Here is a 26,093-nt window from a genome sequence, read left to right on the forward strand (position 1 = left end):
TGCAGGTTCTACTCATCAGACAGTCTCACTCATTTTTCATGATCAACTGGCCCTGACCATTTAGACATGCCAGGAACGACATTGACCACATTTGTAAATCCATGTTTGGTCAATTGTTGGGCAGCCATGTCGCTTCGTGTGCCAGAGCGACAAATCACATAAATTAATTGATCTTTTGGAATTTCATTCATACGCTCTTCTAACTGGCCAAATGGAATCGAATAAGCGCCTGGAATATGTCCGAATGCGTATTCTGCTGGTTCACGAACATCTAGTAAAAAAAATCCTTCGTTGCAATCCAGCTTTTTTAAAAACTCCTCGTTTTGAATTACATGCGGAAACTTCCGCTCTTCTTGCAATTCGGATTCACTTGCTTTTCGCAAATAATGCTTTAATACCTCTCCTTCTTGTTTCGTACCCAAGTACTGATGCCCTGTGCTTTTGGCCCAACCTTGAATATCTGCCAAAGATCCTGGGTCAGTAGCTTGTACCTCTATGACCTGACCCGGTTCCAGTTGATCCATCATTTTTTTGGTACGAACAATGGGCATCGGGCAGGAAAGTCGTTTACAATCAAGTTGAACGTCGACTTTGATGGACATCTTACATTCCTCCTTCGAAATGGATGTTTTAAAGCGTTATATACATATACCACTATGGGTATATAATAAGGGTAAAAAAGCATACCTGAGCATTAAAGATCTACTCCTACATACCAATACCCCTATGGGTATGATGATAATTGATGCTGCACTTTTTGTCAACATCAATGGGTTCTTCTTTTTTCAGCGAAGAATCGGTTTAAACAAAATGAAAGCTCACTTCTTATCTCCGCTTTCTCATGAACTGAGGCAACGATTTTCTTGCCATAAGGGTTCAAATACAAAAAGGCTGGGTGTTTTCCCCAGCCTTTTTGCTTTATTAATTTCGAATGAGGTAATCAAAGGCACCCAAGCCAGCTGTAGCGCCTGATCCCATCGAAATAATAATCTGCTTATAAGCACTGTCGGTGCAATCCCCAGCTGCAAATACGCCAGGGACGCTCGTGGCACCATGCTTATCCACGATGATCTCTCCGAAGCGATTGCATTCGACTGTATCCCGCAACCAGTCGGTATTTGGCACCAGGCCGATCTGAACAAATACGCCCTGCAATTCAATGTGGTGCTCTTCCTCAGTCGCCCGATCGATGTAAGTAATCCCGTTTACTTTGTCAGTGCCGGTGATTTCTTTCGTTTGCACGTTCTTTAGAACGGTTACGTTAGGGAGACTGTAAAGACGCTCCTGCAAAACGGCATCAGCTTTCAACTCAGGCATAAATTCAAGCACCGTGACGTGCTTCACAATGCCTGCCAGATCGATCGCCGCCTCAACCCCTGAATTGCCGCCGCCGATCACCGCTACATGCTTCCCTTCAAACAAAGGGCCGTCACAATGGGGGCAGTAGGCTACGCCTTTGTTTTTAAACTCAGCTTCACCTGGCACACCCAGGTTGCGCCAGCGCGCCCCTGTTGAAATGATCACGGCTTTGCTCTTTAATACGGCGCCATTTTCAAGTTCAACCTCGATCAGGTCTTTCTTTTCTAGGCGCTTAGCGCGCTGCGGGGTCATCACATCAATGCCGTACTCTTTGACATGTTCTTCAAGGCTAGCCACGAGTTTGGGACCTTCCGTGTATTTCACACTGATAAAGTTCTCAATCCCCAACGTGTCCATCACTTGACCGCCAAAGCGTTCAGCAACGATGCCTGTGCGGATGCCTTTGCGCGCCGCATAGATTGCCGCACTCGCTCCAGACGGACCGCCACCGACAACAAGCACATCAAATGGGTCTTTATTAGAAAGCTCCGATGCATCTGGGCCGCTCCCCAGCTTGGCGAGGATTTCCTCAAGAGTCATGCGGCCGCTACCAAAAAACTCACCGTTTAGGAAAACGGTTGGCACGGCCATGATTTCTTTGCTTTCAACCTCATCCTTAAAAGCCGCGCCGTCAATCATGGTGTGAGAGATACCAGGATTGAGAACACTCATCACATTCAGAGCTTGCACGACATCCGGACAGTTGTGGCAACTCAAGCTAATGTAGGATTCAAAGTGGTATTCGCCCTTGATGTTTTTAATTTGATCGATGACCTGCTGATCAACCTTCGGAGCTCTTCCGCTTACTTGCAACAAAGCCAATACCAATGAGGTAAATTCGTGCCCCAGAGGAATGCCGGCAAAAGTAACTCCAGTGTCTTCGCCAATTCGGTTCACACTAAAGCTCGGCGTTCTCTCTAATGATGTCTTCTCCACTTTAATATGGGATGACATGGCAGCCAATTCATCCACTAAAGCAAGCATGTCGCGGGATACGTCATCCGATCCCGCGCTTACTTTCAGAAGCACATCGCCTTCCATCAATTGAAGATATTGGGCAAGTTGTGCTTTAATATCTGCATCCAGCATCATTGGTCATACCTCTTAAATTTTGCCTACAAGATCAAGGCTTGGTTTGAGTGTTTTGGCACCTTCTTGCCATTTAGCTGGGCACACTTCACCTGGGTTGTTGCGAACATATTGAGCCGCTTTGATCTTGTTAACAACGGTGTTTGCATCACGGCCGATGCCGCCTGCATTGATTTCAACCGCTTGCACGACGCCATCTGGATCGATGATGAACGTACCGCGATCAGCCAAGCCTTCTTCTTCGTTCAGCACGTCGAAGTTACGCGAGAGCTGTTGAGAAGGATCGCCGATCATAATGTATTCAATCTTGCTGATTGCTTCAGAGTGGTCATGCCATGCCTTATGTGTAAAATGCGTATCGGTCGAAACCGAGTACACTTCAACACCCAGCTCTTTCAGAGTGGCGTATTGGTTTTGCAGGTCTTCCAATTCCGTTGGGCAGACGAAGGTGAAGTCTGCTGGATAGAAGCAAACCACGCTCCACTTGCCTTTCAGGTCAGCCTCGGTCACCTCGATAAACTTGTTGTTTTTTGGGTCGTAAGCTTGTGCTTTGAATGGTTTTACTTCTTTACCGATTAAAGACATGTCAAAATCCTCCTTGTTAGTAGTTAGCAGTTTATAACCTTTATCTAACTACAATAATTATAATCTAGGTATAATTATTACTTAGGAAACATTCCTTTGTCAATAGTAAATGGCAAATTCGCAGAGATTAATTATCATTTTCAATGTATGCATTGCTAGCATAGCAGACATCTATGGCCACCAGCACACCCTTGAAACACAGGCGTCATCAAATCCCGCATTTCTCCAGTATGGTTCACCCACACCTTTAATAAACCAATCGATACACTCTCGCTTCATATGGTCTTAACACCATGTTTTCGAGGTCACCCGACCCATCGCCTTCATAATTGGCTACAATCAACTCACATTTTTCATATGACCGCAGGTGGGTAGGCAACTCAAAACAAGGGGTACCATTAAAAAAGTTGCAAATGACCACCAACTTCTCATCGCCTAACGTTCGCGTATATGCATAAATTTGCTCATGATTTTCCAATATCAAATCATACGTTCCATAAACGATGATCTCATGCTGTCTCCGTAATTGGATCAACTTCTTGTAATAATGGTAGACGGAGTTTGGATTTAATAAGGCCTGCTTGACATTCACTTCTTTGTAATTTGGATTGACGGAGATCCAGGGTGTTCCCGTAGTAAACCCTGCATGCTTGGTATCATCCCATTGAACAGGCGTGCGTGCGTTATCCCTGCCTTTCATATGGATGGCGCGCATCACTTTTTGCATGTCCTCTCCGTTTTCCACCGCTTTCTCTCGCACCATGTTTAAGGTTTCGATGTCTTTGTAATCTTCGATGGAAGCGAAGCGGACATTGGTCATGCCGATCTCTTCCCCCTGATAAATGAAGGGGGTTCCCTGCATCAGATGGAGAAAGGTGGCCAACATTTTCGCCGACTCTTCCCGATATTTAGTATCGTCACCAAAGCGAGAAACCATTCGGGGCTGATCGTGATTGTTCAAATATAAGCTGTTCCAACCCTTGTTCTCCAATGCCTTTTGCCATTTTGTCATGACAGCTTTCAGATCTTTGAGTTGCCAAGGCTTCACATCCCATTTTCCGCCAGGGCCGGAGTCCAGCTCCATATGCTCAAACTGGAACACCATATTTAACTCACCGCGGTCTTCAGCAGTGTACAAGATGGCTTCTTCGGGTGTGACACCCGGCATCTCGCCAACGGTCATGACATCGTACTTTGAGAGAACCTCTTTGTGCATCTCTTGCAGAAATTCATGAATGCGGGGTCCGTTCATGAAATATTGACCGCCAAAAACATATCTTTTCCCTTCTGGATTAGGCACGTCCGGCAAATCGGGGTCCTTGGAAATAAAATTGATAACATCCATTCGAAACCCGTCAATCCCCTTGTCCAACCACCAAGTCATCATGTCATACACTGCCCGGCGGAGTTTCGGGTTTTCCCAGTTCAAATCGGGTTGTTTTTTTGAAAATAAGTGAAGATAATATTCACCCGTCGCCTCATCGTACTCCCATGCTGATCCGCTGAAACACGATTCCCAGTTATTCGGTTCTGCGCCGTCCTTCCCTGGGCGCCAAAAATAAAAATCGCGATAAGGGTTATCCTTCGACCGGCGCGCTTCCACAAACCACGGATGTTCATCAGAGCTGTGGTTAACAACCAAGTCCATGATTAATTTCATTCCTCGCTGATGAACTTCTGCGAGCAATTCTTCCCAATCTTGCATCGTGCCGAATTCATCCATGATCGCTTGATAATCACTGATGTCATACCCATTGTCGTCATTGGGCGACCGATAAACGGGAGAAAGCCAAATCACATCAACCCCCAGCTCTTTTAAGTAATCCAATTTTGAGATAATCCCGCGCAAGTCGCCGATCCCATCTCCATTGCTGTCCATGAAACTGCGGGGATAGATTTGGTACACAACGCTTTCCTTCCACCATTTTCTCGCCATCATATCCGACTCCTTCGAAATCTCATCACTGTTGCAGTAGGGTGTGTCTGGCGCCTCAAATCCTACATGACTAAATTTTTCGTATACTTATTACTATATCACAAGATGCATACATCTTCCGCTTTTACCCAAGTGGGAAGCCCGTTTTTTGTTTTTTCAAGCTGGAAAAGAGGTCATGATTACAAAGAACGTTTGGACACAGGACAAAAGCCATTTATAATGCGAAGAAAAAGAAGCTGAAACATACATATGCCATGTATATCTCAGCTTGCATCGATCAAGATTTTTTGTCACTTTTTATGCTTGCCAGTTTGTATGAAAGACGCCTTCTAAGTCATTCCGTTCATAGGTATGCGCGCCAAAATAATCACGTTGTGCTTGTAGCAAGTTGGCATTGGATGTTCCAGTCCGATAACTGTCGTAGTATGTAAGCGATGCACTTAAACATGGGAAAGAGATCCCTGATTGAATTCCCTCGCAAACGACTTTTCGCAATCCAGTTTGATAGACTTTCACCTTTTCCGCAAAATATGGAGAGATTAATAAGTTTGCCAGATTGGGTTGCTCTTGATAAGCTTCGCTGATGACATTTAAAAAGTTTGCGCGAATGATGCAACCACCCCGGAAGATCAGTGCAATATCTTTTAACGGCAACTTCCAGTCATACAGCTCGGACGTCATTTTATATTGTGTAAACCCTTGGGCGTAGGCACAAACTTTGCCCATGTACAATGCTTGTCTGACATACTCAACCCATGCTTGTTTATCTAAGCTCTGCTGAGCTTCATCAGGCCCTGCCAAGATGGTTTCTGCCGCCATCCGCTCTTCTTTTAATGAAGAAATATACCGAGCGAACAAAGCCTCTGTGATGATGGATGTCGGGATTCCATTATCGATGGCTTGTATACTTGTCCATTTGCCTGTTCCTTTTTGTCCTGCTTTGTCCAGAATCACGTCGATCAGCGGCAATCCGGTGATGTCATCTCGTTTCCTTAAAATCTCTGCCGTGATTTCAATTAAATAACTTTTCAACTCTCCTTGATTCCACTCGTCAAAGATGTCCGCAATTTCATCGACCGACAATCCCAGCTTTATTCTTAAAAACGTATAGGCTTCTGCAATTAATTGCATATCTGCATATTCAATCCCGTTATGCACCATCTTCACAAAGTGACCAGCGCCTTTGGGGCCAATGTAAACACAGCAGGGGTCGCCTTCAACTTGCGCCGCAATTTTGGTAAGAATGGGAGCAACGCGTTCATAGACATCCGGGTCCCCGCCAGGCATGATAGAAGGCCCTGTTAAAGCACCGATTTCACCGCCTGAGATACCAATCCCCAAGTAACCGATTCCTTTCGCTTTCAGTTCATCGTATCTGCGTTCCGTATCTTTATAATGGGAATTGCCGCCATCCATGAGCAGATCCCCTTCCTCAAGCAAAGGAAGCAAAGAGTGAATGACGGAATCAATGGCTTTGCCTGCTGTAACCATAATAAAGATTTTTCTCGGCTTGGCTAAGGATTGAACAAAAGCTTCCAGATCGTAGTACGGTGTAATTGTTTGCCCTTCCAGTCTTTGTACCAGTTTATCTGTCAAATCTCGTGTGTAATTATATACAGCAACTCGCTCGCCTTTGCTGGCCATGTTTAACGCGATATTGCTACCCATCACTCCCAAACCATAAACACCGATTGTATTTAACATATTGTCTGCCCCTTTCTTGACTAAATGGCAGTAAGCCCTCACCGAAGCGGGGCTTTACTGCTTGGAATGGATTATACAAATAAGCTGAGCAATAAAATGAATCCTAACCCAAACACAGAAATCAATGTTTCGAGTAAGGTCCATGTGGCAAAGGTTTCTTTCATGCTTAATCCAAAGTATTCTTTGAACATCCAGAAACCCGCATCGTTCACATGGGAGGCAATTAAGCTACCTGCACCTGTTGCCAGTACCACTAATGCCAGATTCACGTCGGTTTGCCCTAACATCGGCATAACTAACCCCGTCGTTGTCAAAGCGGCCACCGTTGCTGACCCCAATGAGATGCGCAAGATGGCGGCAATGATCCAGGCTAGCAAGATAGGCGATAAGGTGGTTCCTTTGAACATGGCGGCTACATAGTCGCCAACACCGCCATCAATCAACACTTGTTTGAAGGCACCGCCTCCACCAATAATCAACAGCATCATGCCAATATGTGAAATAGCTGTGGAGCAAGATTCCATTACGTCCTTGATTGGAATTTTTCTAGCCAATCCCATTGTATAGACGGCAACCAACAAGGAGATCAACATCGAAGTGCCGGCATCGCCGATAAAACGGATTGCGGCTAGCAAATGGTTGTCTGCAACTCCCATGGTTTTTTGTAGCAAAGAAATGATGGTAGCAATAGACATTAAAATGACAGGTAATAATGCCGTAAACACGCTAATTCCAAAACTGGGAGTCTCTTCGAGTTTAAACGTTTTTTGTTCGCCTAAAGAGGCAATGCTGCCGGTTTTTGTAAATGATTCAGGCACGATCTTTTTAGCGATTTTCGCAAATACTGGCCCAGCCAAAATAACGGTTGGAATCGCGATGATGAAACCGTAAAGCAATACTTCGCCAATGTTTGCGCCCAACTCACCTGCGATCACTGTAGGCCCTGGATGAGGTGGCAGGAAGCCGTGCGTTACAGACAGCGCAGCGGTCATCGGAATGCCGAGATGCAGAATCGACACCTTTAATTCTCTGGAAATAGCAAATACGATGGGAATGAGCAACACCAGGCCTACTTCAAAAAATAATGCCACACCAATAATAAATGATGCCACAACAACAGCCCATTGAATATTCTTTTCACCAAATTTATTGACCAACGTCATCGCAATGCGCTGGGCGCCGCCAGCATCAGCGATTAACTTACCTAGCATGGCACCCAGCCCAAATATTAACGCCAAGTGTCCAAGTGTACCGCCCAACCCGGTCTCAATGGTTTTGACAATATCACCGACTGGGATGCCAAGCAAGAGAGCAACGCAGAATGAAACAATGATCAATGAAACAAATGTGTTTAATTTAAAGCCCATGATTAAAATCAATAAGGCTATGATCCCAATTCCAACAATAACCAATGGCACCCTCGTTTCCCCCTCATTTACGGTTGATTAAGCTTTGTTGGTATTTTGCTATCGATACATATTCTTCTTCTAATTTTCGGGATATATCAATGAAGATCGGTAATAATTTTCTATATTCTTGGACAGCCTCTGCTTTTGGTGTGTGCTTATAGGTATCGCCCACCATTTCAGACACGACCTCAAACGTATCGATCTTTCCAGTAGCATACAATCCTAAAATACACGCACCGAGGCATGAGCTCTCATGATTTTCCGGTACCACCACTTCCGATTCAAAGATGTCGGCCATCATTTGCCGCCAAATCTCAGACCTTGCGAAACCTCCTGTGGCTTGAATGCGGGTCACCGGGCCTTCCATACATTCGATTAAGGCCAAGAACACGGTGTACAAATTATAAATAACCCCTTCCAATGCAGCGCGAATCATATGTTCCTTTTTATGTGACATCGTTAAGCCAAAAAATGAACCACGCACATCTGGATTCCAGAGTGGAGCGCGTTCACCCGCCAAGTAGGGATGAAACAGCAAACCATCAGCCCCAGGTCTTACACGCTCTGCAATTTTTGTCAAAACATCATAAGGGTCGATTCCCAATCTTTTGGCTGTCTCGATCTCCGACGAGGCAAACTCATCCCGAATCCATCGCAAGACCATCCCGCCATTATTTACCGGACCACCAATCACCCAATGTTTATCCGTCAAGGCATAACAAAAGATTCTTCCTTTGCTATCTGTGTGCGGCTTATCGATAATGGTGCGAATGGCACCGCTTGTCCCAATAGTAACGGCAATCTCGCCTTGCCTGATCGCATTTACGCCTAGATTTGACAGCACGCCATCACTGGCACCGATGATAAAAGGCGTCTGTGGATCAATTCCAATTTGTTTTGCCAATTGAGGATGGCAATCGCGAAAAATCTTGGTTGTGGGCACGATCTCTGATAGTTGCGAGCGGGTGATGCCAGCAATGGCTAATGCTTCCTCGTCCCAGTCCAAAGCGTGAAGATTCATCATCCCCATACATGAAGCCAGTGAATAGTCGACGACATAGCAGTCAAAGAATTTTTTAAAGACATATTCTTTGATTCCAATATATTTTTTTGTTTTGGTAGCGATTTCAGGATGTTCATGCACAAGCCACGCGATTTTGCTCAATGGCGACATAGGGTGAATCGGTGTTCCCGTTCGCTTATACACTTCATGCCCGTTCAGCTCATTTTTGATTTTTTGCGCCCATGCTTCACTGCGATTGTCTGCCCATGTGATTAAAGGCGTAAGCGTTTGGTCATGTTCATCCATAGCAATCACGCTGTGCATGGCGCTACTGAATGATACAAACGACAGTTTCTTGTCAGAATGCGGTTTCAAAACATTCGTCATGGCTTGCACCACAGCCTGAAAAATCTGGTCTGGATCTTGTTCAGCCGTAAAAATATCAGGCGTGTACAGCGGATACCCGATATTTTCCTGCATGATCACTTCGCCTTGTTCACTGAATAACACGGCTTTTGTACTGGTGGTGCCAATGTCAACCCCTAACATATAGCTACTCATTCTGTTGCCCTACTCCTTTAGCTAACATTTGTTGCGACCTCCATAAGTCTTCTACGCCTCCTTGAACATCATCAAAATTTAGGTGCAAAGACTTAAGCATGAGGTTTCTATCTTTTGTTTTTATAGCCTCAACATACAGCTCATGATTGTTAATAATCCGTGCAAAGTCTTCGTATTTTTCCTGGAAGCGCAACCGCATCGACAGCAGAATAAAACTCTCCATCACGGGCTTTAAATTGTTCCAGATCATCAAGACGTAAGAATGTCCGATGGACCGAATAATGGTCTCGTGGAACAAGACATCTTGATAAGAGAATTCATCCGCATCGCGATATTTAACCGCAACTTTCATCATTTCTAGTATTTTGCTAAGTTCCATCACTAATGCATCTGTGTCCATTTTCACGAGACGCTCAAACACAAATGATTCAATCAATAGACGGACATCATAGATCTCTTCTATTTCTTTTTCTGTTAAACCAACGACAACAGCTCCCATCCGTTCTAAGCGAATGATATTTTCAGCTGATAGCGTTCTGAGCGCTTCGCGAATGGGTGATCGGCTCACAGCAAAATCTGCGGCCAATTTATTTTCCGACAGAACCGTGCCCCTTTTGATCATGCCCGAGATAATGCGCATTCTAAGTTCGCAGGCTACACGGTCTCCAGTTGAAGCCTTGGAAAGCCATTTTTCTGGATAGAGAAGCCCATTAGGCATGTGCATGAAATCACCCTCTCAAAGGATACAAGTGTACTTGTATACAAGTATTATAAACGAAATGACTGTCTATGCAAGCGCTTTAATTTGAATTAGACAGAAATTAATTCGTATATTTTCCATTATTTGTTTGATCGAACAAGAAGACGCCGCCAAAAATCAGGCGAAACGTGATCGATCCATGCCCATGAAAACAGCGGTGAGATCCTATCACCGCTGTAGGTCAAAAGATATATTTTGGTATAATATGGAAAATCTCAGAAATCCTCACCGGGTTCTTTTTTAGCCTCTTGGTGGATCACCAGCTCCATGACGTTTTACTAAGAAATGACCCGAATAACATGATCAAGCCAAAATAAAGCATCTATTTCTCGATTCACACCATTTGTTTTTCTGCTATACTTGATCGCTTGCTGTAGCTCTCGTTCAGCCCTGTTCCTTCACTTTCTTATATCGTATAATTTTCTGATTTACGTGTAAGCTTATGCTCATCATAAAAAACCCCTTGGTTGCCTTTTCTGGACCAAAGGGGAAAACGACTTTCGGGATGTTTGTGTAGCAAACAAGTTTACCTAATTGGCTTTTCTTACATGATATGGTGTTAGTCTAAATCCACCAATGCCGCAAGATCAAGGAATTTCTCCATTTCAGCCTGGCAGAGCTGGCGTCTTCTATTTGCTGGAGGGGATAATGATTCTTTATGAATGGTCTTAACAAAAGTATAAATGTCCATGAAACTTCGCGAATGACATACGACTCACACGTCTCAATAAAAATGAGACCGCGTGCCTGATGCTTCCCTCCTTCCCCATGGCATTCGGGGAAAGAGGGAAAGGATAAGCTGATACGGCCATTCTATTTTTCATTGGATATTGATGAACGGTTGCGGCGGATGAGGAAGAAATAGCAGAGAACGGAACCGATGTCCGCGACCGCGATAACCACCCCCATCGGGATAGCAGAATCGCCCCCGCCGAGGCCGACCAGAGGAGCCACGAGACCGCCAGAGATGAACGACAACACCCCAAGCAATGCTGAGGCACTTCCCGCTGCTTGCCCTTGGTTTTGCATGGCGAGGGCAAATCCGGTGGTAGTGACAATCCCTACGCTGGATACGACGATAAACAAGGGCGGCAAAATGGCGTACAGTCCGGCTTTCATCAAAATCATGAGCAACAGGGTGATCCCGCCCATCGCGGCGAGGATGAGACCACTGACAAATAGTTTGACTTCAGCAATCCGCCCCGCCAATCTGCCGGTAACCTGGCTAGCGATAATGATCCCCAGACCATTGATGGCGAAAAATAAACTAAACATTTGCGGAGAAACGCCGTAAATGCCTTGTAGAACAAAAGGCGAACCGGAAATATAAGCGAACATGGCCGCAACCACCAGCCCTTGGGCCAACGCATATCCAAAAAACGACCGGTCTTTGATGAGATGGTGAAAAGTGGACAGGGTGTTTCGGATACCTCCTTTGGAACGACGCTCGGTTGGTAGCGTTTCAGGTAGCCCGGCCAAGACGGCGACAAACATGATCGCCCCGATCAAACTGAGGGCGATGAACACTCCCGGCCACGAGGTCACCCGCATCAGCTGACCACCAAAAATGGGAGCCATGATCGGGGCCACCCCATTGACCAGCATCAAAAGGGAGTAAAACTTAGTCAATGCTGATCCCGAGTACAGATCCTTGACGATAGCTCGGGAGATAACAATACCGAAAGAGCCCGCCAATCCTTGAACAAAGCGCAATAGGATGAGTGCTTCTATGGTGGGGGCTACTGCACACAACAACGATGAGATCGCATAGGTAATTAATCCGGCAAGGAGGGGCAATCGGCGGCCTCGTATATCACTGAGCGGCCCTGCCAACAACTGGCCTAACGAAAGCCCAAGGAGGCAAGCTGTCAGACTAAGTTGGCCCATCGACGCACTGGTGTGCAAGTCAGTAGACAATGCAGGCAATGCCGGCAGATACATGTCTAACGACAAGGGACCAAACGCGGACAGCGAGCCCAATATGAGGGCCATCCATAATATGCGCGACCGTTCTTGTCGCTGTGGCGTAGAATCTAATCTATGGCTGAGATTGTTCATTACCGCTTCCATCCTTTCTTCAAAGTGAATCGACCTTCGGATGAGCATGGATGTGGACAATCACCCGCCCATTCGATAAGTCGGCTAAGTATTTTCGCGCTTGAACGCTTGCAAGTTCTCATGCATTTGCCACAACAATCGCCGGAACAACAATTTCTCTTCCAAACTGAAATTCTCCAAGCATTTGCACTCGATTTGTTGGAGCGCCTCTTTCACCGCATCGACCGCCTGGCGTCCCTTAGCGGTGAGAAAAACCCGGGACACCCTTTGATCGACAGGATCAGGCTTTCGTATCACCAACCCCGTTCGTTGCATTCGGTTAACCATCACCGTCAGCGTCGCCGGCGTCACTTGCAATTTGTGCGCTAGCTCCTTTTGCGACTGCCCATCCTGTTCCGCTAGCCTCAACAAAAGTGGAGGTTGGCCAGGATACACATCATGTTCTTGGATCAGCAGATCGACGCTTTGTCGGTGAAGCTTTATCACATGCCCCATCAAATGGGTCAAAGTGTCGGAGTAATTGAAGTCCATTGTGTAGCCTCCTATTAGTTAGACGACTAATTATTAGCGATTCTATGATATGTGCCAATCGGTGTCAATCATCCATTCCTTTGATAAATACAACTCCCAATACACAGTGCATGTTGGCTACCTTCGCGCATAACCATTTGGTATACTAATATTAATTTTCTAACAAGAGAGGAGACAAGCCATGAAACGAATTGGAATATTAGGAGGACTTACTGCTGAATCGACTACATTATTTTACAATTCGTTAACTAGGCTATACATTGAGCAACACGGCGATAACGGGTATCCCGAGATTGTCATATTTAGCGTAAGATTTCAGCATTTCTTCAACGCCTTCAAACAAGGGGATTGGGAATATTGCGCTCAATATCTCGCCTCCGGAATCAACCAATTGGAAAAAGCCGGGGCGGATTTTGCCGTGATTTCGGCAAACATGCCGCATGTCTTATTTGATGATATCGTCAAAAGAGTCTCCTTGCCTCTAATTCACATCGCGGATACGGTTGCGGAAGTAGCGCAAGCAAAAGGATATAAGAAAGTTTCTTTGCTTGGAACAATGGCAACGATGAACGCAAGCTTTTACCCGGACCGTCTGTCTAAATATCAGATTGAATGTATTGTTCCTGATGAGCCTCAAAAAGAAATGGTTCATCAGGTGTTGGAGAATGAACTGTTTAATGGAGTCATAAAGGAAGAATCCAAAACAGCCTATCTGAAACTAATCCATGAACTTAAAGAAAGTGGCGCCGAAGCCGTCATTTTGGGTTGCACAGAAATTCCCATGCTCATCAACTCAGAAAACAGCCCCCTCCCCTTGTTGGATTCCTCTCTCATTCTTGCGCAAACAGCTTTAGATAAAGCGTTAAATTAGAATCACAACCAACTTTTGCCAAGAGAGTTGGTTGTTCACGTTGTTTCATATGCACTCATGTACAAACAGGGCGCCTGTCATTTAGCGACAGCCGCCCTTGTAACCTCATTCTCAACCTTGTTCTTCCAGCTTTTTGTGGATACTAAAAATGTGAAAGAAGGAATAATGGTGATTTCATTTACTCCGCTTGACTCGTCTCGATCCATTGCAGCACTCAAACAACAATACCTTAACTCTCTTGTAGCTCCCATGGATGGGATGTGGGAAAGCGCAATTATCGGCAATGCCAACAACTGGGCAATCCACTATGAAGGAAAGGTTGTTGGTTATTTTTGCACAGATGAAGAATCACGTCTCTTGCAATTTTATATCATGCCTCCCTATCAATCCCACTATCGAACGATCTTTGTTCAATTAATTGAACAAATAGGCATTTCTTCTGCGTTTGCAAGCACGATTGAACCCCTGTATCTTTCCCTTTGCCTTGACTTTCATAATAAAGTTCATGTCAAAAGCTATTTATTCACTGACCTGCACGCTGTGCAACTCCCGCCGTTTGCCCTGCAACCTGTCATTTTTCGACTCGCCTCTCATGATGAGTTAACCCACTTGGAACGTTTTTATAAGGAATATATAGAAGGAGATGGGAGCTGGATTCACGATTTTCTACAAGAGAGAATTTCCCAAATGCAATTGTACGCCCTTTATCATGATGATACCTTGCTTGGAACTGGAGAATGCATTGAAAGCAAGACACAGCCCCCCTACGCCGACATAGGCATAGTCGTCAATAAGCAATTTCGAAACAGGGGCATCGGCACCTACATTCTAAACCGTTTAAAACATCAGTGTTATAAGTCCTCGCTGAAACCGATCTGCTCTTGTACCGCAGAAAACATCGCATCCAGAAAAGCCATTGAAAAAGCCGGATTCGTTAGTTACCACCGCATCTTGGAAATCTTCTTTTAATCCCTTTAATGGAATAGAAGCGCCTTCGTGCCGCTTCTATTCCACTTTTTTTGTATTTCATCCCTTGGAAGACAAATGGATCTGTTGAAAAGCAAGTGAAGTAATCAAAGCACTCATCTGATGATCAAAATCAAGGCAAATGGTAGCATGTATATCCCTTTTCCGATGCCTTTAAAGATGGATAGACAATCTTCGCGATATAAGCCACAAGAAAACCGGAAGCTACGTAGCTCCCGGTTGTTGTGTCAATCTTCTTGTTCTGTCGCCGGCAATGACAACGGTTCCTTCTTCTTCACGAGAATGCGCGAAATTCTCAACTCATCCATTTCAAGCACGGTGAACTCCCAGTCTCCAAATGTCACTTGATCGCCGATCTGTGGCACTTTTTGCAATTGGGAAAAAAGCCAGCCACCGATGGTATCGTTATCTTCGTCATCGATGTCCAAAGCGAAATGATCATTGACATCTTCAATCAACAATCCCGAGTCAATCGATGTCCCCTCGGCCTCTTCTTGGATCGCTGGTTTCTCGTCGTCAAACTCATCTTGAATTTCCCCGAAAATCTCTTCAATGATGTCTTCGGTGGTCACCAAACCAGACGTTCCGCCGAATTCATCGACGACAATCGCCATCTCCATTTTTCCTTTTTGCAGGTTTTTCAGGATATCTTTCACTTCCATCGATTCCGGCACGACAATGAAGGGTCTGACCATGCTCGCCAAATCAGGCGTGCCCCCTTCAGTCATCACTTGGTAGACGTCCCGGATGTGGATGATCCCTTTGATGTCATCCTTATCACGTCCACACAGCGGGAACCGGGTGTGATTGGTGTTTTTGATGATGTGGAAATTCTCTTCAAACGGCCGATCTTCATACAGACAAGTCATTTTTACCCGGGGCACCATCACTTCCCGCGCTACCCGCTCGGTAAAATCAAACACATTGTCGAACAGAGTCAATTCCACTTGATCGATCATGCCGCTCTTATGGCTTTGGGCGATGAGCATACGGATCTCTTCCTCTGTGTGGGCCTGATGCGATTCATTCAATTCCACCCCGAAAAGCTTCAAAGTGAGATTAGCCGCACCATTTAGCACATAAATAAACGGCCGAAACAAGACATAAAACCAGTTGAGGGGCGCGGCGGTCCATAGAGTCGTTTCTTCCGCCTTCCGAATGGCCAACGATTTAGGAGCCATCTCCCCCATGACGATGTGCAAAAAGGTGATCACTGAAAAGCCAATGGCAAATGCGATGGTATGGATCGCCCACTGGGGCAAACCGAAATAAGCGAGCGCCGGTTCAATCATTTTGGCAATAGCCGGCTCCCCTACCCAACCCAGTCCAAGTGATGCCAAGGTGATTCCCAATTGTGTCGCTGACAAGTAAGCATCCAGCTCCCCCAGCACCTTGCGGGCGGCTTTCCCTCTGCGCCCTTCAATCTGTGCGATCCGTGTCGCCCTTACTTTCACAATTGCAAATTCCGCGGCGACAAAAAAACCGTTCAATAAGACCAAAAAGATCACAAGCAAAATGTTAAAGGCATGACCTATGACGCCTTCCAACACAGATTCCCCCTGTTAACTCAAATTAGGTTATTTCAATATATCAAAAAACGGAAAAACCTTTCATCTCACAGGAAACGCCTCTCTCCTAGCAAAGATGACTTTCTTTACTTTATCAAATAAAAGTCGGCGTCTCAAAGAGCAAAAATCATAAATAATCATTCAAAATAGGGATATAACCATGTGTTTACTTACGCTAGAACTTCATATCATTCATTTTTGTTTACCGAATATGGTTGCTTCACCTACCCGTTTTCAAAAAGAAATGATGCCACTTTTACAATTTGGACATATTTGCCATCCGTTTTAAATTTATAATAGAAAGGAGCAGTACATGATGTTTAAGGAGGCTTTTTTAGTCACATGGTATTTAAAAAGTTTATGGCTAAGTTGGGCAAAGGTTCAGCCCAAGTCGATCTAATCCTTGATCAACACCAGTACAAACTGGGAGAGCAAATCAATGGACAATTAGTCATTACAGGCGGCACCATCGAACAGGAAATCAACAAAATCGATATTGATTTCATGATGAGTGTGCGCTTGGGAGAACACATACAAACCGTGTTAATCAACCGGTTTCCGTTCCCTGAATCGTTTAAAATCCAGCCATCAGAGAAAAAATCCTACTCTTTCTCTTATAAATTGCCGCAAAATCTACTGCTGTCCTGCAATTCGGTATCTTATTATTTCATCACGCATTTAGACATCGCGGCCGGGGTGGATTCGACTGATCGCGATCCGATTGACATCTTGCCTCCTGACCGCTTCCAAAACATCCTGTATGCGTTCGATCGCCTTGGTTTCCGCGAAAAACACGATTCCCGTTCGTTTGATGGGCACTTGCAGGAGTTTGAGCTGGCTCCCACCTCGATGCTCCGAAACGAAGTAGAAGAAGTGGAATTTGTGGCAGCGATGGAAGAGACGGGCATTCATCTGTTCTTAGAGGTGGACTTGCGCACGTTCGCTGGAGAAAAAGAAGTTAAACGAGAACTCTGGTTGGACAATCAACTGCTCGATGATCAAAACGCCCTGATTGACTATCTGCAACAAGTTCTGTTTGAAATGGTGAACAATCCGAATCTATACCACGCTGATAAAGCCCAATTCCACCACAAGATCGCGGGCTTGCCGGGTGCGATCGGCGCCTTCGCGATTGGGCTTATCGCCATGGAATTATTGGAAGATGTCGTAGAGGATATCGTTGAGGAAATCTTTGAAGATGATGATGATGACGATGATGACGACGATGATGAAGAGGACAGCTTATTTGATTTCTTTGACGATGAAGAAGAGGATTGAGCGAACAAGAAGGCTTGAGCGTCGCATCGGCACCCAAGCCTTTATTCATAAACCGAGCCTTGCCGGATGACCCCATCGCTTGAAAGCGGAAAAGTTATCCATCCTTCTCGTCAAGATAATCTGGGATATGCACTTTATCAATGAACAAAATGCCATCATACTGGGAACGGGGAATGAGTCGTTCTTCCCAAGTCCCCCAATCCAATGCTTGACGTTCCGTGAACATCCAAGAAGTTGCTCTCTCGCACTTTTGGCCAGACAGATCAACAAATATGTTCGCCGCTCCCACTTTGCCCAAGATCCATTCCATACTGCCTTCTGGGTGCGGATAGCGCACCGGAGCAGGTTGATGATCAACAAACGCGGATACACCGCGATTCATATATAGGCCGATAACATAACTTTCTTGCTTTAAGGAGCTAGGCAATAACCCGCCCATTGTCGGCAATGGCGAACGCGCATTTTTAACGGCCTCATTCTCTTTCCGTATATGATAATTATGCGACCAAACGATGATTTTTTTATTGGGATACAATGTTTCAGCAACCCATACAAGATCTACTGCCATTCTCTGATCGCGCATGGCGGTAATTTCATCATAGTATTTTTTGGCCAGATCATGGTTGTTTTCCGCAGCGTATTTATTGCCGAGCACTGCTTTTTCCAAAAAATGCTCAACGGTTTGCATGCGTCCATTTAACACATACAGCGTAACAGAAATCAGATTTGGATCTTCTGGATATATGCAAGCTAGTGCCGACCGATTCGCTTCTACAAACTGAATCAAGGCTTCATATCCGGTACGCATTTGGACTTTCTCTTTCTGGTATGCTTCGATATCCTTTAGGTAGAAGCTTGCGGCAAATTGCTGTTCCAACTGCTCCGCTTGTTCCGCTACGCTTGGGTTCACCTGCTCAAACCAACGCCGTATGAAATGGTGATAACTCCCCGTAGGTTGCATGTCCATGCCAGACAATCTTAGCGGAGCCTTGTTCTGTTTTGAATGCCGTACAAATTCAAACAAGGGAATCATTTCTTGCGTATGCCACACACTGATCACAGCACTTCTCATGGTATCTTCAGGAAGGCGCTCACTGGCTTGAAGGTCGGCGACATGGGTTTCTCCCAAGCCCGATTCAAAGGCGATTACTTCATAGCCGAGTTCTTCATACAAATATTGAACCAGTCTCACTCTGGAAGAAATAAATTCACTGGCACCATGCGAACTTTCTCCCAGCATGACAATCCGTTTCCCTTTTAAAACATCTTTCAAAAAGGTGAGATCCGAATAATCGTCTTCGTGCCTAGGCTCTAATTGTGTTATAGAGTGTGCATGGGCTCTCAGCCACGTTTCCCAATGCTCGTACAAGCTTTGTTCATTCTTCATCGCCACAACTCCTTTGGCTGTTTGCAACTTTGACACAAACGACCGAGAAGGGGTCGACAGAATTTTATATCAACTGCGATTATTTTTATTTTATATGAGTTGCCATGCCCATGAAAAGAATGCGACAACATGGTTTCACTTAAACATAAAAGGATATAAAAGAAATAACAGACGGAATTAAAGGGAGAGGATCATTATGTTTGATTTGATTGCCGAAATGTGGGATGTTATTGTATCCACCTTTTCTTCCAAACAAGCAGAAAAGTATAAAAAAGAAGCTGAGGAGTGTAAAAAGAAAATATCTACTATGAGCGATTAAAAAAGGACAAAAAGTGATGTTTCAAGAACAAAATAAAAATCTACAAAAACACTTAGGAATCCTCAATAAAAATAAGCCAAACCAAAGGGATCTGCGCCATGCGTTCCCGTTTTTTTATTGAACCGATGATTATTTAACTCCCTGAAAACCTAATATTTCTACTGGATTATTGTCCCTCTTTTCATATTTAAACAAATAGACTTGGCCTACATTGATTTGTTCCCAGTCTTCTTTATACATATGAAACCTCTCTTTTTTCCCTTCCCCTCTGATCCTAAAAACGGTTTTTCCTTCATAAACCTCTTTCTTTTTATCAATTACTTTCATTGTCACAGTACAGCTTTCCGTTTTAAATGCAAAGGTTTAATTATTTCACTGCCTCCCCATCCTCATCTACTTGATATGTTCCGCCACCAAACATCCACCCATTTGCCTCAACAAAGTCAATAAACTTATCTAAAAATTCATCATGATCAATGTCAACATGTTCATCCACAGCATAAATACTGCCCTCAATATGTATGCCAAGCCGTTTTTTCTTCCCCATGTTCTACCTCCAATGTAGGGTTTAGGCGCAGAAAACTTGTCTGACTTTTGTTCTGAATCTCCTCTGATCAATTGCTGTTTATCTACACTCATTTACATGAATATCGTGATCAACAGACAAATTTATTTTCGTTTTGAGTTTTCCCATTTTGCATTATCATTTATTTTGCGAAGGCTTGGGCATCAAGTACCCAAACCTTCATTCAAACATCACACGGGCCTCTATTTTTCCACGCCCAGTGTTTGCTTAGCCATGGTTTCATACTCTACCAAACCGGATTTCATAGCGAATTCAGCAATGGCAACAGGATAGGCCGCCGCTTGCAGTTCGATAATATGCTCAACCATCGTTGGCCAAACCACTCCACCGGCACCTTGATACGCATCGATCAACTTTTGCAGCCCGCCCTCTCCGAAGAGAGCGAGGTGGACGACAAAATCATTGGCCGGATCGTCAACGCGAGCTTCCGTCCAATCGATGATTCCCGTAACGCGGGCTTCTCCGTCAACCAGGATGTGTCCAACATGCAAATCGCCATGGATCAATGCAGTCTGTTTCGGCCAAAGCGCATCATTGGCCAACCATTTCTGCCAACGGGCCCAAAGGGGTTGACTTACGCCGAAATGCGCCTTGACTTTCTCCATCCTCTTTCGCATCGCCTCTCTCAGTTCCTCTGCCGCATGCACGGTCAAGCCAGCTTGTCTGGCCTGGTCATGGTTGATGCGGTGCAAGGCAGCCATGGCCTGGCCCAGGGTTTCATGAAAGATGTCTGGCACATTGTGCTCATCGATCTCCCACACATATGCTTTTGTTTCTGGATCAATCGTTGCGGCAGGCGCGCCTACGAGGCGCTTGTAAGCGATCAATTCATCAGAAAAAACCGTCCATTTTGGTGCTTGTACCGGGATCTTCCCATCCAAGAAATCGAGAATCGCCTTTTCTTTCTTGGCGGTCGGAACCACATCAGGGCGCCTAGGCAGACGCAAAACCCATTGCTCTCCTTGCTCGTCCATGGCAAACACGACGGAAAAATCAAGGCCGGACTCATTACGTGTCAATGAGTCTTCTCTCATCATCAGCCCATGCCGCCGGGCCACTTCCATCACTTGTTTATCGCTCAATGTCATCGTTTTTCCCTTCCTTTTCTTATACGTGGTCATATTTCCCGGTCGCATTGTACCGGGCCATGGTTGTCCCCGGTCAAAATAGAACAACAAAAAAACCACAGGTTATCTGCCTGTGGTTAGGTAATCGGAAAAATGGTAGATCCAAAGCGAAGGACTTCTCCATCCCTATCATGGTGGCCGTAACACATACCTTCCCCCACCAATCGGAGGTTGGCATGCGCAATATCGTTGTATGGTATAGCGGGTTACCTTACAAATAGGCGAACCAATTCCGATTCCCTGCGCACAAGCAGAACCTTTGAACACAATATCATTTGTGATTGCAAAGGGTAGAATCGGAATTGGAATGCCATAGATGACCCTCCGTTCAGTGTGAATTAAACACATACTAACACGAATAATTAAACAATGCAATTATTGTACTTTTTCATGATGATCAGAAATACGATCATCTAAAATGCTGCTTGACTATACCCTTGCCTTGATCCACTTCCACTTCGGCATAGGCGCCATTGATAAACGTGATTTGCGGCGGAACATGTCCACAATCAATATCGTAAATGACGGGTACCTGAAGCTCAGCCGCCAGTTCCTGATAAACATCTTCCACCGTATAACCTTGGACGGGTTGATTGGCGAGGCTACGGCCAAACAGGATGCCTGAACACCCTTCAAACCACCCGGCCAACTTCATTTGCACCAATGATCTGCGCAAATCAGTGGTCACCAGTTCGCAATTCTCGAAATACCAAAGTATGGGTTCCCCATCAATAAAAGCCTTTCTAAATTTCCTCACGTCACCATACGGCGTGCCAATCAAATGCCTGATCACATCGACGCATCCGCCGAGCAACCGCCCTTGTACCTTAGCTTTGCTATGGGATGCCACTTTCCAGTATGTCGGTTCTGTCAAATGAAAGAGACAAGGGGTTGGATTCTCATGTTGCCATTTTTCTTGATATTTGGCGGAGGAGTGCTGAAGGATGGAGGCACCCCGCTCTGTGGACAAGACATCGAGCCATGCGCCGGTAGTCTCATCCCAGTATTCCCCGCGCAGATCAACGAGATTAGGTCCATGAGCCGTAGCGATCCCCGTTGTCAAGGTAATGGCTAGCAACAGCACGCTGGTATCGGAGTAACCCAACACCCACTTGTTCTTCATTTTTTCAAAATCGACATGCTCCAAGATCTCGATGAGGAGTTCGCCACCCCAAGGGGGAATGATCGCCTGGATCTGATCATCGCCCATCATGCGATTGAATTCATCTGCGCGTTTCTTTGCTGATGCCGACTTCGCTTTTTCTTGCGTAAAGGCGGTTTCTCCACAAACAATATGAAAGCCCCTCTCCTCCAGTCGCCTAGTCGAGCTGTCCAGCAACGCATGCAGTTCTGTCGGCACCCCGGAGGAAGGGGCGGTGATTCCAATGGTCATACCTGTTTTAAAAGATGGATAGTTAATCATGCACAGCCTCCTAGTCTTTTCAAAAAAGTGCATCAAACCTCTATTATTTGAACAATCCTTTCCTTTTTATCTTCCCCTTGTTTGGCACAAGTCAGATCATCACTCAATGATATTGGTCAACCACCCGCCGCGCGGTCAGTCACAACTTGTCCAGGCAGAAAAAGGCCATTGGCATAGCCTATGGTCTTTTGTGCATGTCTTTTATTTAAAGGTTCCCCATGTGCGGCACATGAGGCGGTAAAAAACTTGGCAGATGGCAACTCTCATTCACCCAAGAAGTCATCCAACTCAAGCCAATGTTGCTGCAACCACTCTATCTCCACCAAGAACCTCCGCGGGTTCGCGCTTCGCTCCTCAATGTCCGCCGTGATCCACCAGCCTGATTCTTTCGTCCACAAAAGACGCAACGCCCGCGCCGCCCTCTCCGCCGAGTACCCGGGCACAACTTCCCGATATCCGCCGAGGAAGGCGGCCGCTTTCGCTCGCACCAATCCTCGCTGACCGTCCACACTACCTGACAACAAGGCTCTCGCTACATCAAGGTCAGGGTAGACATAACGCATGCGGTCAAAGTCCAAAATAGCGGCAACTCGCTTATTCTCAAACAAAAAGTTGTCAAAATGGCAATCCCAATGAGTCCATCCTAGGCGACATCGGTCAAATTGGGAAAAGTCCAGCCTGTCCAAAATTTGCTTTTGTCTGTGGAGCAACCGCATCACACGCTCAGACGGTTGCCGAACTTGCGCGAGAGCCATCTGTTTATTCCATTTTTGCAACAAGCGCGACCGATCCGGCTTCCAAGCGAGCTCAGCCGGCGGGATCTGTTTCAACGCCTTATGCAATTTCCCCATCTCCTGCCCAAGGGAATGCATCTGTTCCGTCGTCGCTTGTCCCGGAGCCACGACCTCCCCATCCATTTTCTCCTGTACTGCGAACACTTCCCCTTTGCTTGATGTCAGCAACCGCTTCCCGTCAAACGAATAAACCATTGGACATCGGATTCCTTGCTTCCGCACTGCTTCTTGGATAGACAACGCCATGTTGATAAAGGGAAGTTTTTTTCCATGCCGACGTTGGTTGTATTGCTTGACAAAGACGGACGCACCATCAGCAAAGTGCACAATCCATTTCAAATTGAGCAAACCACGGTGAATGGGTTCACTATTCACAATTCGCTTCGAAAAAAGCGCTTCTACCCGCTCAAAAATGTCCTTACAGATCACTTGGCTCATCACTTGCCCCCTCACTGGTCTTGCTCCCTTCGCCAGCCGGCACCACAGCGTATTTGTCCATGAGCCGGGAAAGGATTTCCTTCATACCATGCACCAATTCCAGCGGTTGCCGCACTGTCGCATCTTCTCCCAACCCCATAAAAAATTTAGCGAGAAAGGGAAGATCCCGCTTTGGAAAATGACCATCCACCCATCCTCCGCCATCCTCTTGGTGATGCAGATGGTTTGCCAGCCACCATTCGGCCTCACACTTGCGCACACCCTCTTCGTTCAATTCCACCCGCACATGGGCCATCTCCGGCTCCGCCTGAGTTATAGGTTGGACATTGCCGAGGTGAACATGTCGTAAGTCCCGTGGTTTCACATCTGAAGACGCCTGTGCAACCGCCTTGATCCGATCACATCGGAACACGCGATATCCACCGCGCAAAAAACAATAGGCGGGGCAATACCATATGCCGTCTCGCGCATAAATACCAATCGGTTGGATGTGCCGGCTAACTTTTCCTTCCTTCGCTTCATACTCAATCAAAAGCACTTGCTGGTGAACGGCTCCTTCGAGCAATCTCGATAAATGAGGGCTTTCCCCCCGCCTCGCCGGTGTGATGAAATCGACGCGATTCTTCATTTGCTCAATTCGCTCACGTATGTCACTAGTCATGTAAGAAGCGAATTTATTCAATGCGGATGAGATTTCAGCTTCAAAGGGAATGGACAGATAATGACGCAACGCATAAACGGAAAAAAAGATGGCGAATGCCTCTTCTTCCGTAAACGAGATGGGAGGGAGGCTTCTTTCATTCAACACGTGATAACCTCCGTGAGGTCCCACTTCAGAATACAAGGGCACCCCCAACTCACTTAACTCCCGCAAATCCCTCAATATGGTTCTCGTTGAGACACCGAATTCCTCCGCCAATTCCTTGACTGTAAACTTCCGTTTGCGGTTAACCGTCATCATCAATTCCAGCAACCGTTTCGCTTTGGGCATCACGATCCTCCATTCGATCGATTTATGACAATAGCTGTCACCATTATAAGCTACAATGGGCACCAAGCCGAAACCTGCTCGCTTCTTTATCAGAGGGCGGGCTCGGCATCAAACCATTAAACCCGAGGAGTTGGTATATATGACATTGCAATTAACCCCTTATGTTTTTTTTGAAGGAAATGCGCGAGAAGCGATACGCTTTTATGAAGAAGTGCTTGATGCGGAGATTCTTTTCTGCCAGACCCTGGGGGAAGGGCCGGATAATCCGGATCACCCTCTTCCTGCAGAGATGAAAGAAAAGATCGCACACGCTGTGTTAAAAGTGGGCGACACGGAGTTGATGATCGCCGACGCCTTTCCCGGGCAACCCCTGCACGAAGGAAATCAAGTTAATATCTGCATCACCGTCAACATGACAGAGAAAGCGCAACAGCTTTACGATGCGTTAAAGCAAAACGGTCATGTGGGCATCCCGTTAGAAGAAACGTACTTCAGTCCCGCATATGCCTTGGTGACAGACCGATTCGGCGTCACCTTTCAGATCTTCACCAGAAAAAAATAACGCCGCATTCTCAAGCCGATTAATTTTCTCCCTTTTTCGGCTGGCCCGCTTTTGCGTTATTGTGGGGAAGTCAAAAAAAATCATCGCTAAAGAGCGATGATTCATGCCGGGCCGATCTTGACTTCTGGTCAAGCGTCCCGGTTTTTCATATATTCCTCAGCTTCTATTCTAAACTCGCGCGCATCTCTAAATGCAGCGGACCGTTGCGACAGGGCAGCAACGATATCGGCCTGATCAGTTTCTGTCAAGGCGAAAACTTCTGGAGGACGGGGAACACGCAGTTGCGTATGATCATGATAAACTTTCGTAACAATGGTACCTAGCGCGACTCCATTCTCTTCTTCAATCACACTCCACACCCACCGCTCTTGGTCAGTGAAGTCATTGGTGTTTCCCCACTCGCGAGAAATATTCAAGTCACCAGGCAGACGAGGGAGCGGTTTCAGCCCGCTCTCTTTCAATTGCTCGTGAATCGGTAAAAACAAGAAGTTCAAATATGTTCCGTAAGCGGGGTCACCCACTTTCTTATACGCATCCATCAACTGCGAGTATTTTTCTTCAAATATCGCTTGCCAGTTTTTAGTGATGTGCTCATTGATATACTGGGCAATGACATCGATGCGATTCCCTTCGCTTTCGGCGAGGATTTGCGGAAGTGGCTTCATTGCGCTCATCTTTAGCCCCTTTCAAAATGCCGATTTCCAATAGCAACAAAACTGCCTTTTCCTATTTCATTATACAACATAGCAAATGAACAATAAAAACAT

Annotated in this window: 24 protein-coding genes; 5 read left to right on the forward strand and 19 right to left on the reverse strand. The window is 45.8% G+C overall.

Going from position 1 to position 26,093, the window contains the following annotated elements; translation table 11 throughout:
- Positions 1-29: 29 nt before the first annotated feature.
- The 10 genes from QQZ12_RS08375 to QQZ12_RS08420 form a co-directional block, all read right to left on the reverse strand.
- Positions 30-602 carry a sulfurtransferase TusA family protein gene (locus tag QQZ12_RS08375; protein WP_284724261.1) on the reverse strand — a complete coding sequence of 191 codons (573 nt, stop codon included), beginning with the start codon at positions 600-602 and terminating at the stop codon, positions 30-32.
- Between the two features lie 319 nt (positions 603-921).
- Positions 922-2,451, reverse strand: coding sequence for an alkyl hydroperoxide reductase subunit F (ahpF, locus tag QQZ12_RS08380; protein ID WP_022738054.1), 1,530 nt, complete (start codon positions 2,449-2,451; stop codon positions 922-924).
- 12 nt (positions 2,452-2,463) lie between these two features.
- Positions 2,464-3,033 carry an alkyl hydroperoxide reductase subunit C gene (gene ahpC / locus QQZ12_RS08385; RefSeq protein ID WP_022738055.1) on the reverse strand — a complete coding sequence of 190 codons (570 nt, stop codon included), beginning with the start codon at positions 3,031-3,033 and terminating at the stop codon, positions 2,464-2,466.
- Positions 3,034-3,280: 247 nt separating this feature from the next.
- Complete coding sequence (locus QQZ12_RS08390) at positions 3,281-4,969, reverse strand: glycoside hydrolase family 13 protein (RefSeq protein WP_102992361.1); 1,689 nt, start codon at positions 4,967-4,969, stop codon at positions 3,281-3,283.
- A gap of 297 nt (positions 4,970-5,266) precedes the next feature.
- Positions 5,267-6,673: a decarboxylating NADP(+)-dependent phosphogluconate dehydrogenase gene (gene gnd / locus QQZ12_RS08395; protein WP_284724262.1), complete on the reverse strand. Its 1,407-nt coding sequence runs from the start codon at positions 6,671-6,673 to the stop codon at positions 5,267-5,269.
- A gap of 71 nt (positions 6,674-6,744) precedes the next feature.
- Positions 6,745-8,091, reverse strand: a complete 1,347-nt coding sequence (locus QQZ12_RS08400) for a GntP family permease (protein WP_102992359.1) — start codon at positions 8,089-8,091, stop codon at positions 6,745-6,747.
- A 13-nt stretch (positions 8,092-8,104) separates the two neighbouring features.
- On the reverse strand, positions 8,105-9,646 hold the full coding sequence (gene gntK / locus QQZ12_RS08405; protein ID WP_284724263.1) for a gluconokinase: 1,542 nt from the start codon (positions 9,644-9,646) through the stop codon (positions 8,105-8,107).
- Positions 9,639-10,370 carry a GntR family transcriptional regulator gene (locus tag QQZ12_RS08410; protein ID WP_102992357.1) on the reverse strand — a complete coding sequence of 244 codons (732 nt, stop codon included), beginning with the start codon at positions 10,368-10,370 and terminating at the stop codon, positions 9,639-9,641. The genes gntK and QQZ12_RS08410 overlap by 8 nt, the downstream gene beginning before the upstream one ends.
- A gap of 849 nt (positions 10,371-11,219) precedes the next feature.
- Positions 11,220-12,464, reverse strand: a complete 1,245-nt coding sequence (locus tag QQZ12_RS08415) for a multidrug effflux MFS transporter (protein ID WP_102992356.1) — start codon at positions 12,462-12,464, stop codon at positions 11,220-11,222.
- Positions 12,465-12,548: 84 nt separating this feature from the next.
- Positions 12,549-12,995, reverse strand: coding sequence for a MarR family winged helix-turn-helix transcriptional regulator (locus QQZ12_RS08420; RefSeq protein WP_284724264.1), 447 nt, complete (start codon positions 12,993-12,995; stop codon positions 12,549-12,551).
- A gap of 181 nt (positions 12,996-13,176) precedes the next feature.
- Between QQZ12_RS08420 and QQZ12_RS08425 the strand changes: the two genes are divergently transcribed.
- Both QQZ12_RS08425 and QQZ12_RS08430 read left to right on the forward strand, forming a co-directional pair.
- On the forward strand, positions 13,177-13,866 hold the full coding sequence (locus QQZ12_RS08425) for an aspartate/glutamate racemase family protein (protein WP_102992354.1): 690 nt from the start codon (positions 13,177-13,179) through the stop codon (positions 13,864-13,866).
- A gap of 27 nt (positions 13,867-13,893) precedes the next feature.
- Positions 13,894-14,835: a GNAT family N-acetyltransferase gene (locus QQZ12_RS08430; RefSeq protein ID WP_284724265.1), complete on the forward strand. Its 942-nt coding sequence runs from the start codon at positions 13,894-13,896 to the stop codon at positions 14,833-14,835.
- 245 nt (positions 14,836-15,080) lie between these two features.
- On the opposite strand, the gene QQZ12_RS08435 is transcribed toward QQZ12_RS08430, so the two are convergent.
- Positions 15,081-16,403 carry a hemolysin family protein gene (locus QQZ12_RS08435; protein WP_431606300.1) on the reverse strand — a complete coding sequence of 441 codons (1,323 nt, stop codon included), beginning with the start codon at positions 16,401-16,403 and terminating at the stop codon, positions 15,081-15,083.
- 360 nt (positions 16,404-16,763) lie between these two features.
- Here QQZ12_RS08435 and QQZ12_RS08440 point away from each other — a divergent pair, with 360 nt between their 5' ends.
- Positions 16,764-17,699 carry a sporulation protein gene (locus QQZ12_RS08440; RefSeq protein ID WP_102992352.1) on the forward strand — a complete coding sequence of 312 codons (936 nt, stop codon included), beginning with the start codon at positions 16,764-16,766 and terminating at the stop codon, positions 17,697-17,699.
- 94 nt (positions 17,700-17,793) lie between these two features.
- Here QQZ12_RS08440 and QQZ12_RS08445 read toward each other — a convergent pair whose 3' ends face one another.
- A complete protein-coding gene (locus tag QQZ12_RS08445; RefSeq protein WP_284724266.1) occupies positions 17,794-19,086 on the reverse strand; it encodes an erythromycin esterase family protein in 1,293 nt (430 codons plus the stop codon).
- Positions 19,087-19,282: 196 nt separating this feature from the next.
- Here QQZ12_RS08445 and QQZ12_RS08450 point away from each other — a divergent pair, with 196 nt between their 5' ends.
- The gene (locus QQZ12_RS08450; protein ID WP_262983054.1) at positions 19,283-19,405 is read left to right on the forward strand and encodes a hypothetical protein; all 123 of its coding nucleotides are present in this window, start codon (positions 19,283-19,285) and stop codon (positions 19,403-19,405) included.
- Positions 19,406-19,534: 129 nt separating this feature from the next.
- On the opposite strand, the gene QQZ12_RS08455 is transcribed toward QQZ12_RS08450, so the two are convergent.
- From QQZ12_RS08455 to QQZ12_RS08480, 6 genes are all read right to left on the reverse strand, one after another.
- Positions 19,535-19,732 (reverse strand): hypothetical protein, encoded by a 198-nt coding sequence (locus tag QQZ12_RS08455; RefSeq protein WP_123827433.1) that lies wholly within the window; start codon positions 19,730-19,732, stop codon positions 19,535-19,537.
- Between the two features lie 40 nt (positions 19,733-19,772).
- Positions 19,773-19,952, reverse strand: coding sequence for a YggL 50S ribosome-binding family protein (locus QQZ12_RS08460; RefSeq protein WP_102992349.1), 180 nt, complete (start codon positions 19,950-19,952; stop codon positions 19,773-19,775).
- 221 nt (positions 19,953-20,173) lie between these two features.
- Positions 20,174-21,079: a macrolide 2'-phosphotransferase gene (locus tag QQZ12_RS08465; RefSeq protein ID WP_284724267.1), complete on the reverse strand. Its 906-nt coding sequence runs from the start codon at positions 21,077-21,079 to the stop codon at positions 20,174-20,176.
- A gap of 448 nt (positions 21,080-21,527) precedes the next feature.
- Entirely contained in the window at positions 21,528-22,541 is a 1,014-nt protein-coding gene (locus tag QQZ12_RS08470) for a S66 family peptidase (protein WP_284724268.1), read from the reverse strand.
- A 263-nt stretch (positions 22,542-22,804) separates the two neighbouring features.
- Positions 22,805-23,773, reverse strand: a complete 969-nt coding sequence (locus QQZ12_RS08475; RefSeq protein WP_284724269.1) for a phosphotransferase — start codon at positions 23,771-23,773, stop codon at positions 22,805-22,807.
- The gene (locus tag QQZ12_RS08480; protein ID WP_284724270.1) at positions 23,754-24,764 is read right to left on the reverse strand and encodes a helix-turn-helix transcriptional regulator; all 1,011 of its coding nucleotides are present in this window, start codon (positions 24,762-24,764) and stop codon (positions 23,754-23,756) included. Before QQZ12_RS08480 ends, QQZ12_RS08475 begins: the two co-directional genes overlap by 20 nt.
- A 139-nt stretch (positions 24,765-24,903) precedes the next feature.
- Between QQZ12_RS08480 and QQZ12_RS08485 the strand changes: the two genes are divergently transcribed.
- Positions 24,904-25,326: a VOC family protein gene (locus tag QQZ12_RS08485; protein WP_102992346.1), complete on the forward strand. Its 423-nt coding sequence runs from the start codon at positions 24,904-24,906 to the stop codon at positions 25,324-25,326.
- A 128-nt stretch (positions 25,327-25,454) separates the two neighbouring features.
- On the opposite strand, the gene QQZ12_RS08490 is transcribed toward QQZ12_RS08485, so the two are convergent.
- On the reverse strand, positions 25,455-26,000 hold the full coding sequence (locus QQZ12_RS08490) for a DUF6022 family protein (RefSeq protein WP_284724271.1): 546 nt from the start codon (positions 25,998-26,000) through the stop codon (positions 25,455-25,457).
- Positions 26,001-26,093: the final 93 nt, after the last annotated feature.

Source organism: Laceyella tengchongensis (assembly GCF_900182735.1).
GTDB classification, from domain to species: domain Bacteria; phylum Bacillota; class Bacilli; order Thermoactinomycetales; family Thermoactinomycetaceae; genus Laceyella; species Laceyella tengchongensis.

Bases quoted from the DNA above. Each gene is read 5' to 3' on its own strand.
- QQZ12_RS08445 (WP_284724266.1), bottom strand. From the start codon at position 19,086: ATGAAGAATGAACAAAGCTTGTACGAGCATTGGGAAACGTGGCTGAGA.
- QQZ12_RS08485 (WP_102992346.1), top strand. From the start codon at position 24,904: ATGACATTGCAATTAACCCCTTATGTTTTTTTTGAAGGAAATGCGCGA.
- QQZ12_RS08415 (WP_102992356.1), bottom strand. From the start codon at position 12,464: ATGAACAATCTCAGCCATAGATTAGATTCTACGCCACAGCGACAAGAA.
- QQZ12_RS08440 (WP_102992352.1), top strand. From the start codon at position 16,764: ATGGTATTTAAAAAGTTTATGGCTAAGTTGGGCAAAGGTTCAGCCCAA.
- QQZ12_RS08455 (WP_123827433.1), bottom strand. From the start codon at position 19,732: ATGAAAGTAATTGATAAAAAGAAAGAGGTTTATGAAGGAAAAACCGTT.
- QQZ12_RS08465 (WP_284724267.1), bottom strand. From the start codon at position 21,079: ATGACATTGAGCGATAAACAAGTGATGGAAGTGGCCCGGCGGCATGGG.
- QQZ12_RS08450 (WP_262983054.1), top strand. From the start codon at position 19,283: ATGTTTGATTTGATTGCCGAAATGTGGGATGTTATTGTATCCACCTTT.
- QQZ12_RS08420 (WP_284724264.1), bottom strand. From the start codon at position 12,995: ATGGACTTCAATTACTCCGACACTTTGACCCATTTGATGGGGCATGTG.
- gntK (WP_284724263.1), bottom strand. From the start codon at position 9,646: ATGAGTAGCTATATGTTAGGGGTTGACATTGGCACCACCAGTACAAAA.
- QQZ12_RS08480 (WP_284724270.1), bottom strand. From the start codon at position 24,764: ATGCCCAAAGCGAAACGGTTGCTGGAATTGATGATGACGGTTAACCGC.
- QQZ12_RS08375 (WP_284724261.1), bottom strand. From the start codon at position 602: ATGTCCATCAAAGTCGACGTTCAACTTGATTGTAAACGACTTTCCTGC.
- QQZ12_RS08425 (WP_102992354.1), top strand. From the start codon at position 13,177: ATGAAACGAATTGGAATATTAGGAGGACTTACTGCTGAATCGACTACA.
- QQZ12_RS08490 (WP_284724271.1), bottom strand. From the start codon at position 26,000: ATGAGCGCAATGAAGCCACTTCCGCAAATCCTCGCCGAAAGCGAAGGG.
- QQZ12_RS08460 (WP_102992349.1), bottom strand. From the start codon at position 19,952: ATGGGGAAGAAAAAACGGCTTGGCATACATATTGAGGGCAGTATTTAT.
- QQZ12_RS08390 (WP_102992361.1), bottom strand. From the start codon at position 4,969: ATGGCGAGAAAATGGTGGAAGGAAAGCGTTGTGTACCAAATCTATCCC.
- QQZ12_RS08470 (WP_284724268.1), bottom strand. From the start codon at position 22,541: ATGATTAACTATCCATCTTTTAAAACAGGTATGACCATTGGAATCACC.
- ahpF (WP_022738054.1), bottom strand. From the start codon at position 2,451: ATGATGCTGGATGCAGATATTAAAGCACAACTTGCCCAATATCTTCAA.
- ahpC (WP_022738055.1), bottom strand. From the start codon at position 3,033: ATGTCTTTAATCGGTAAAGAAGTAAAACCATTCAAAGCACAAGCTTAC.
- gnd (WP_284724262.1), bottom strand. From the start codon at position 6,673: ATGTTAAATACAATCGGTGTTTATGGTTTGGGAGTGATGGGTAGCAAT.
- QQZ12_RS08410 (WP_102992357.1), bottom strand. From the start codon at position 10,370: ATGCACATGCCTAATGGGCTTCTCTATCCAGAAAAATGGCTTTCCAAG.
- QQZ12_RS08475 (WP_284724269.1), bottom strand. From the start codon at position 23,773: ATGAGCCAAGTGATCTGTAAGGACATTTTTGAGCGGGTAGAAGCGCTT.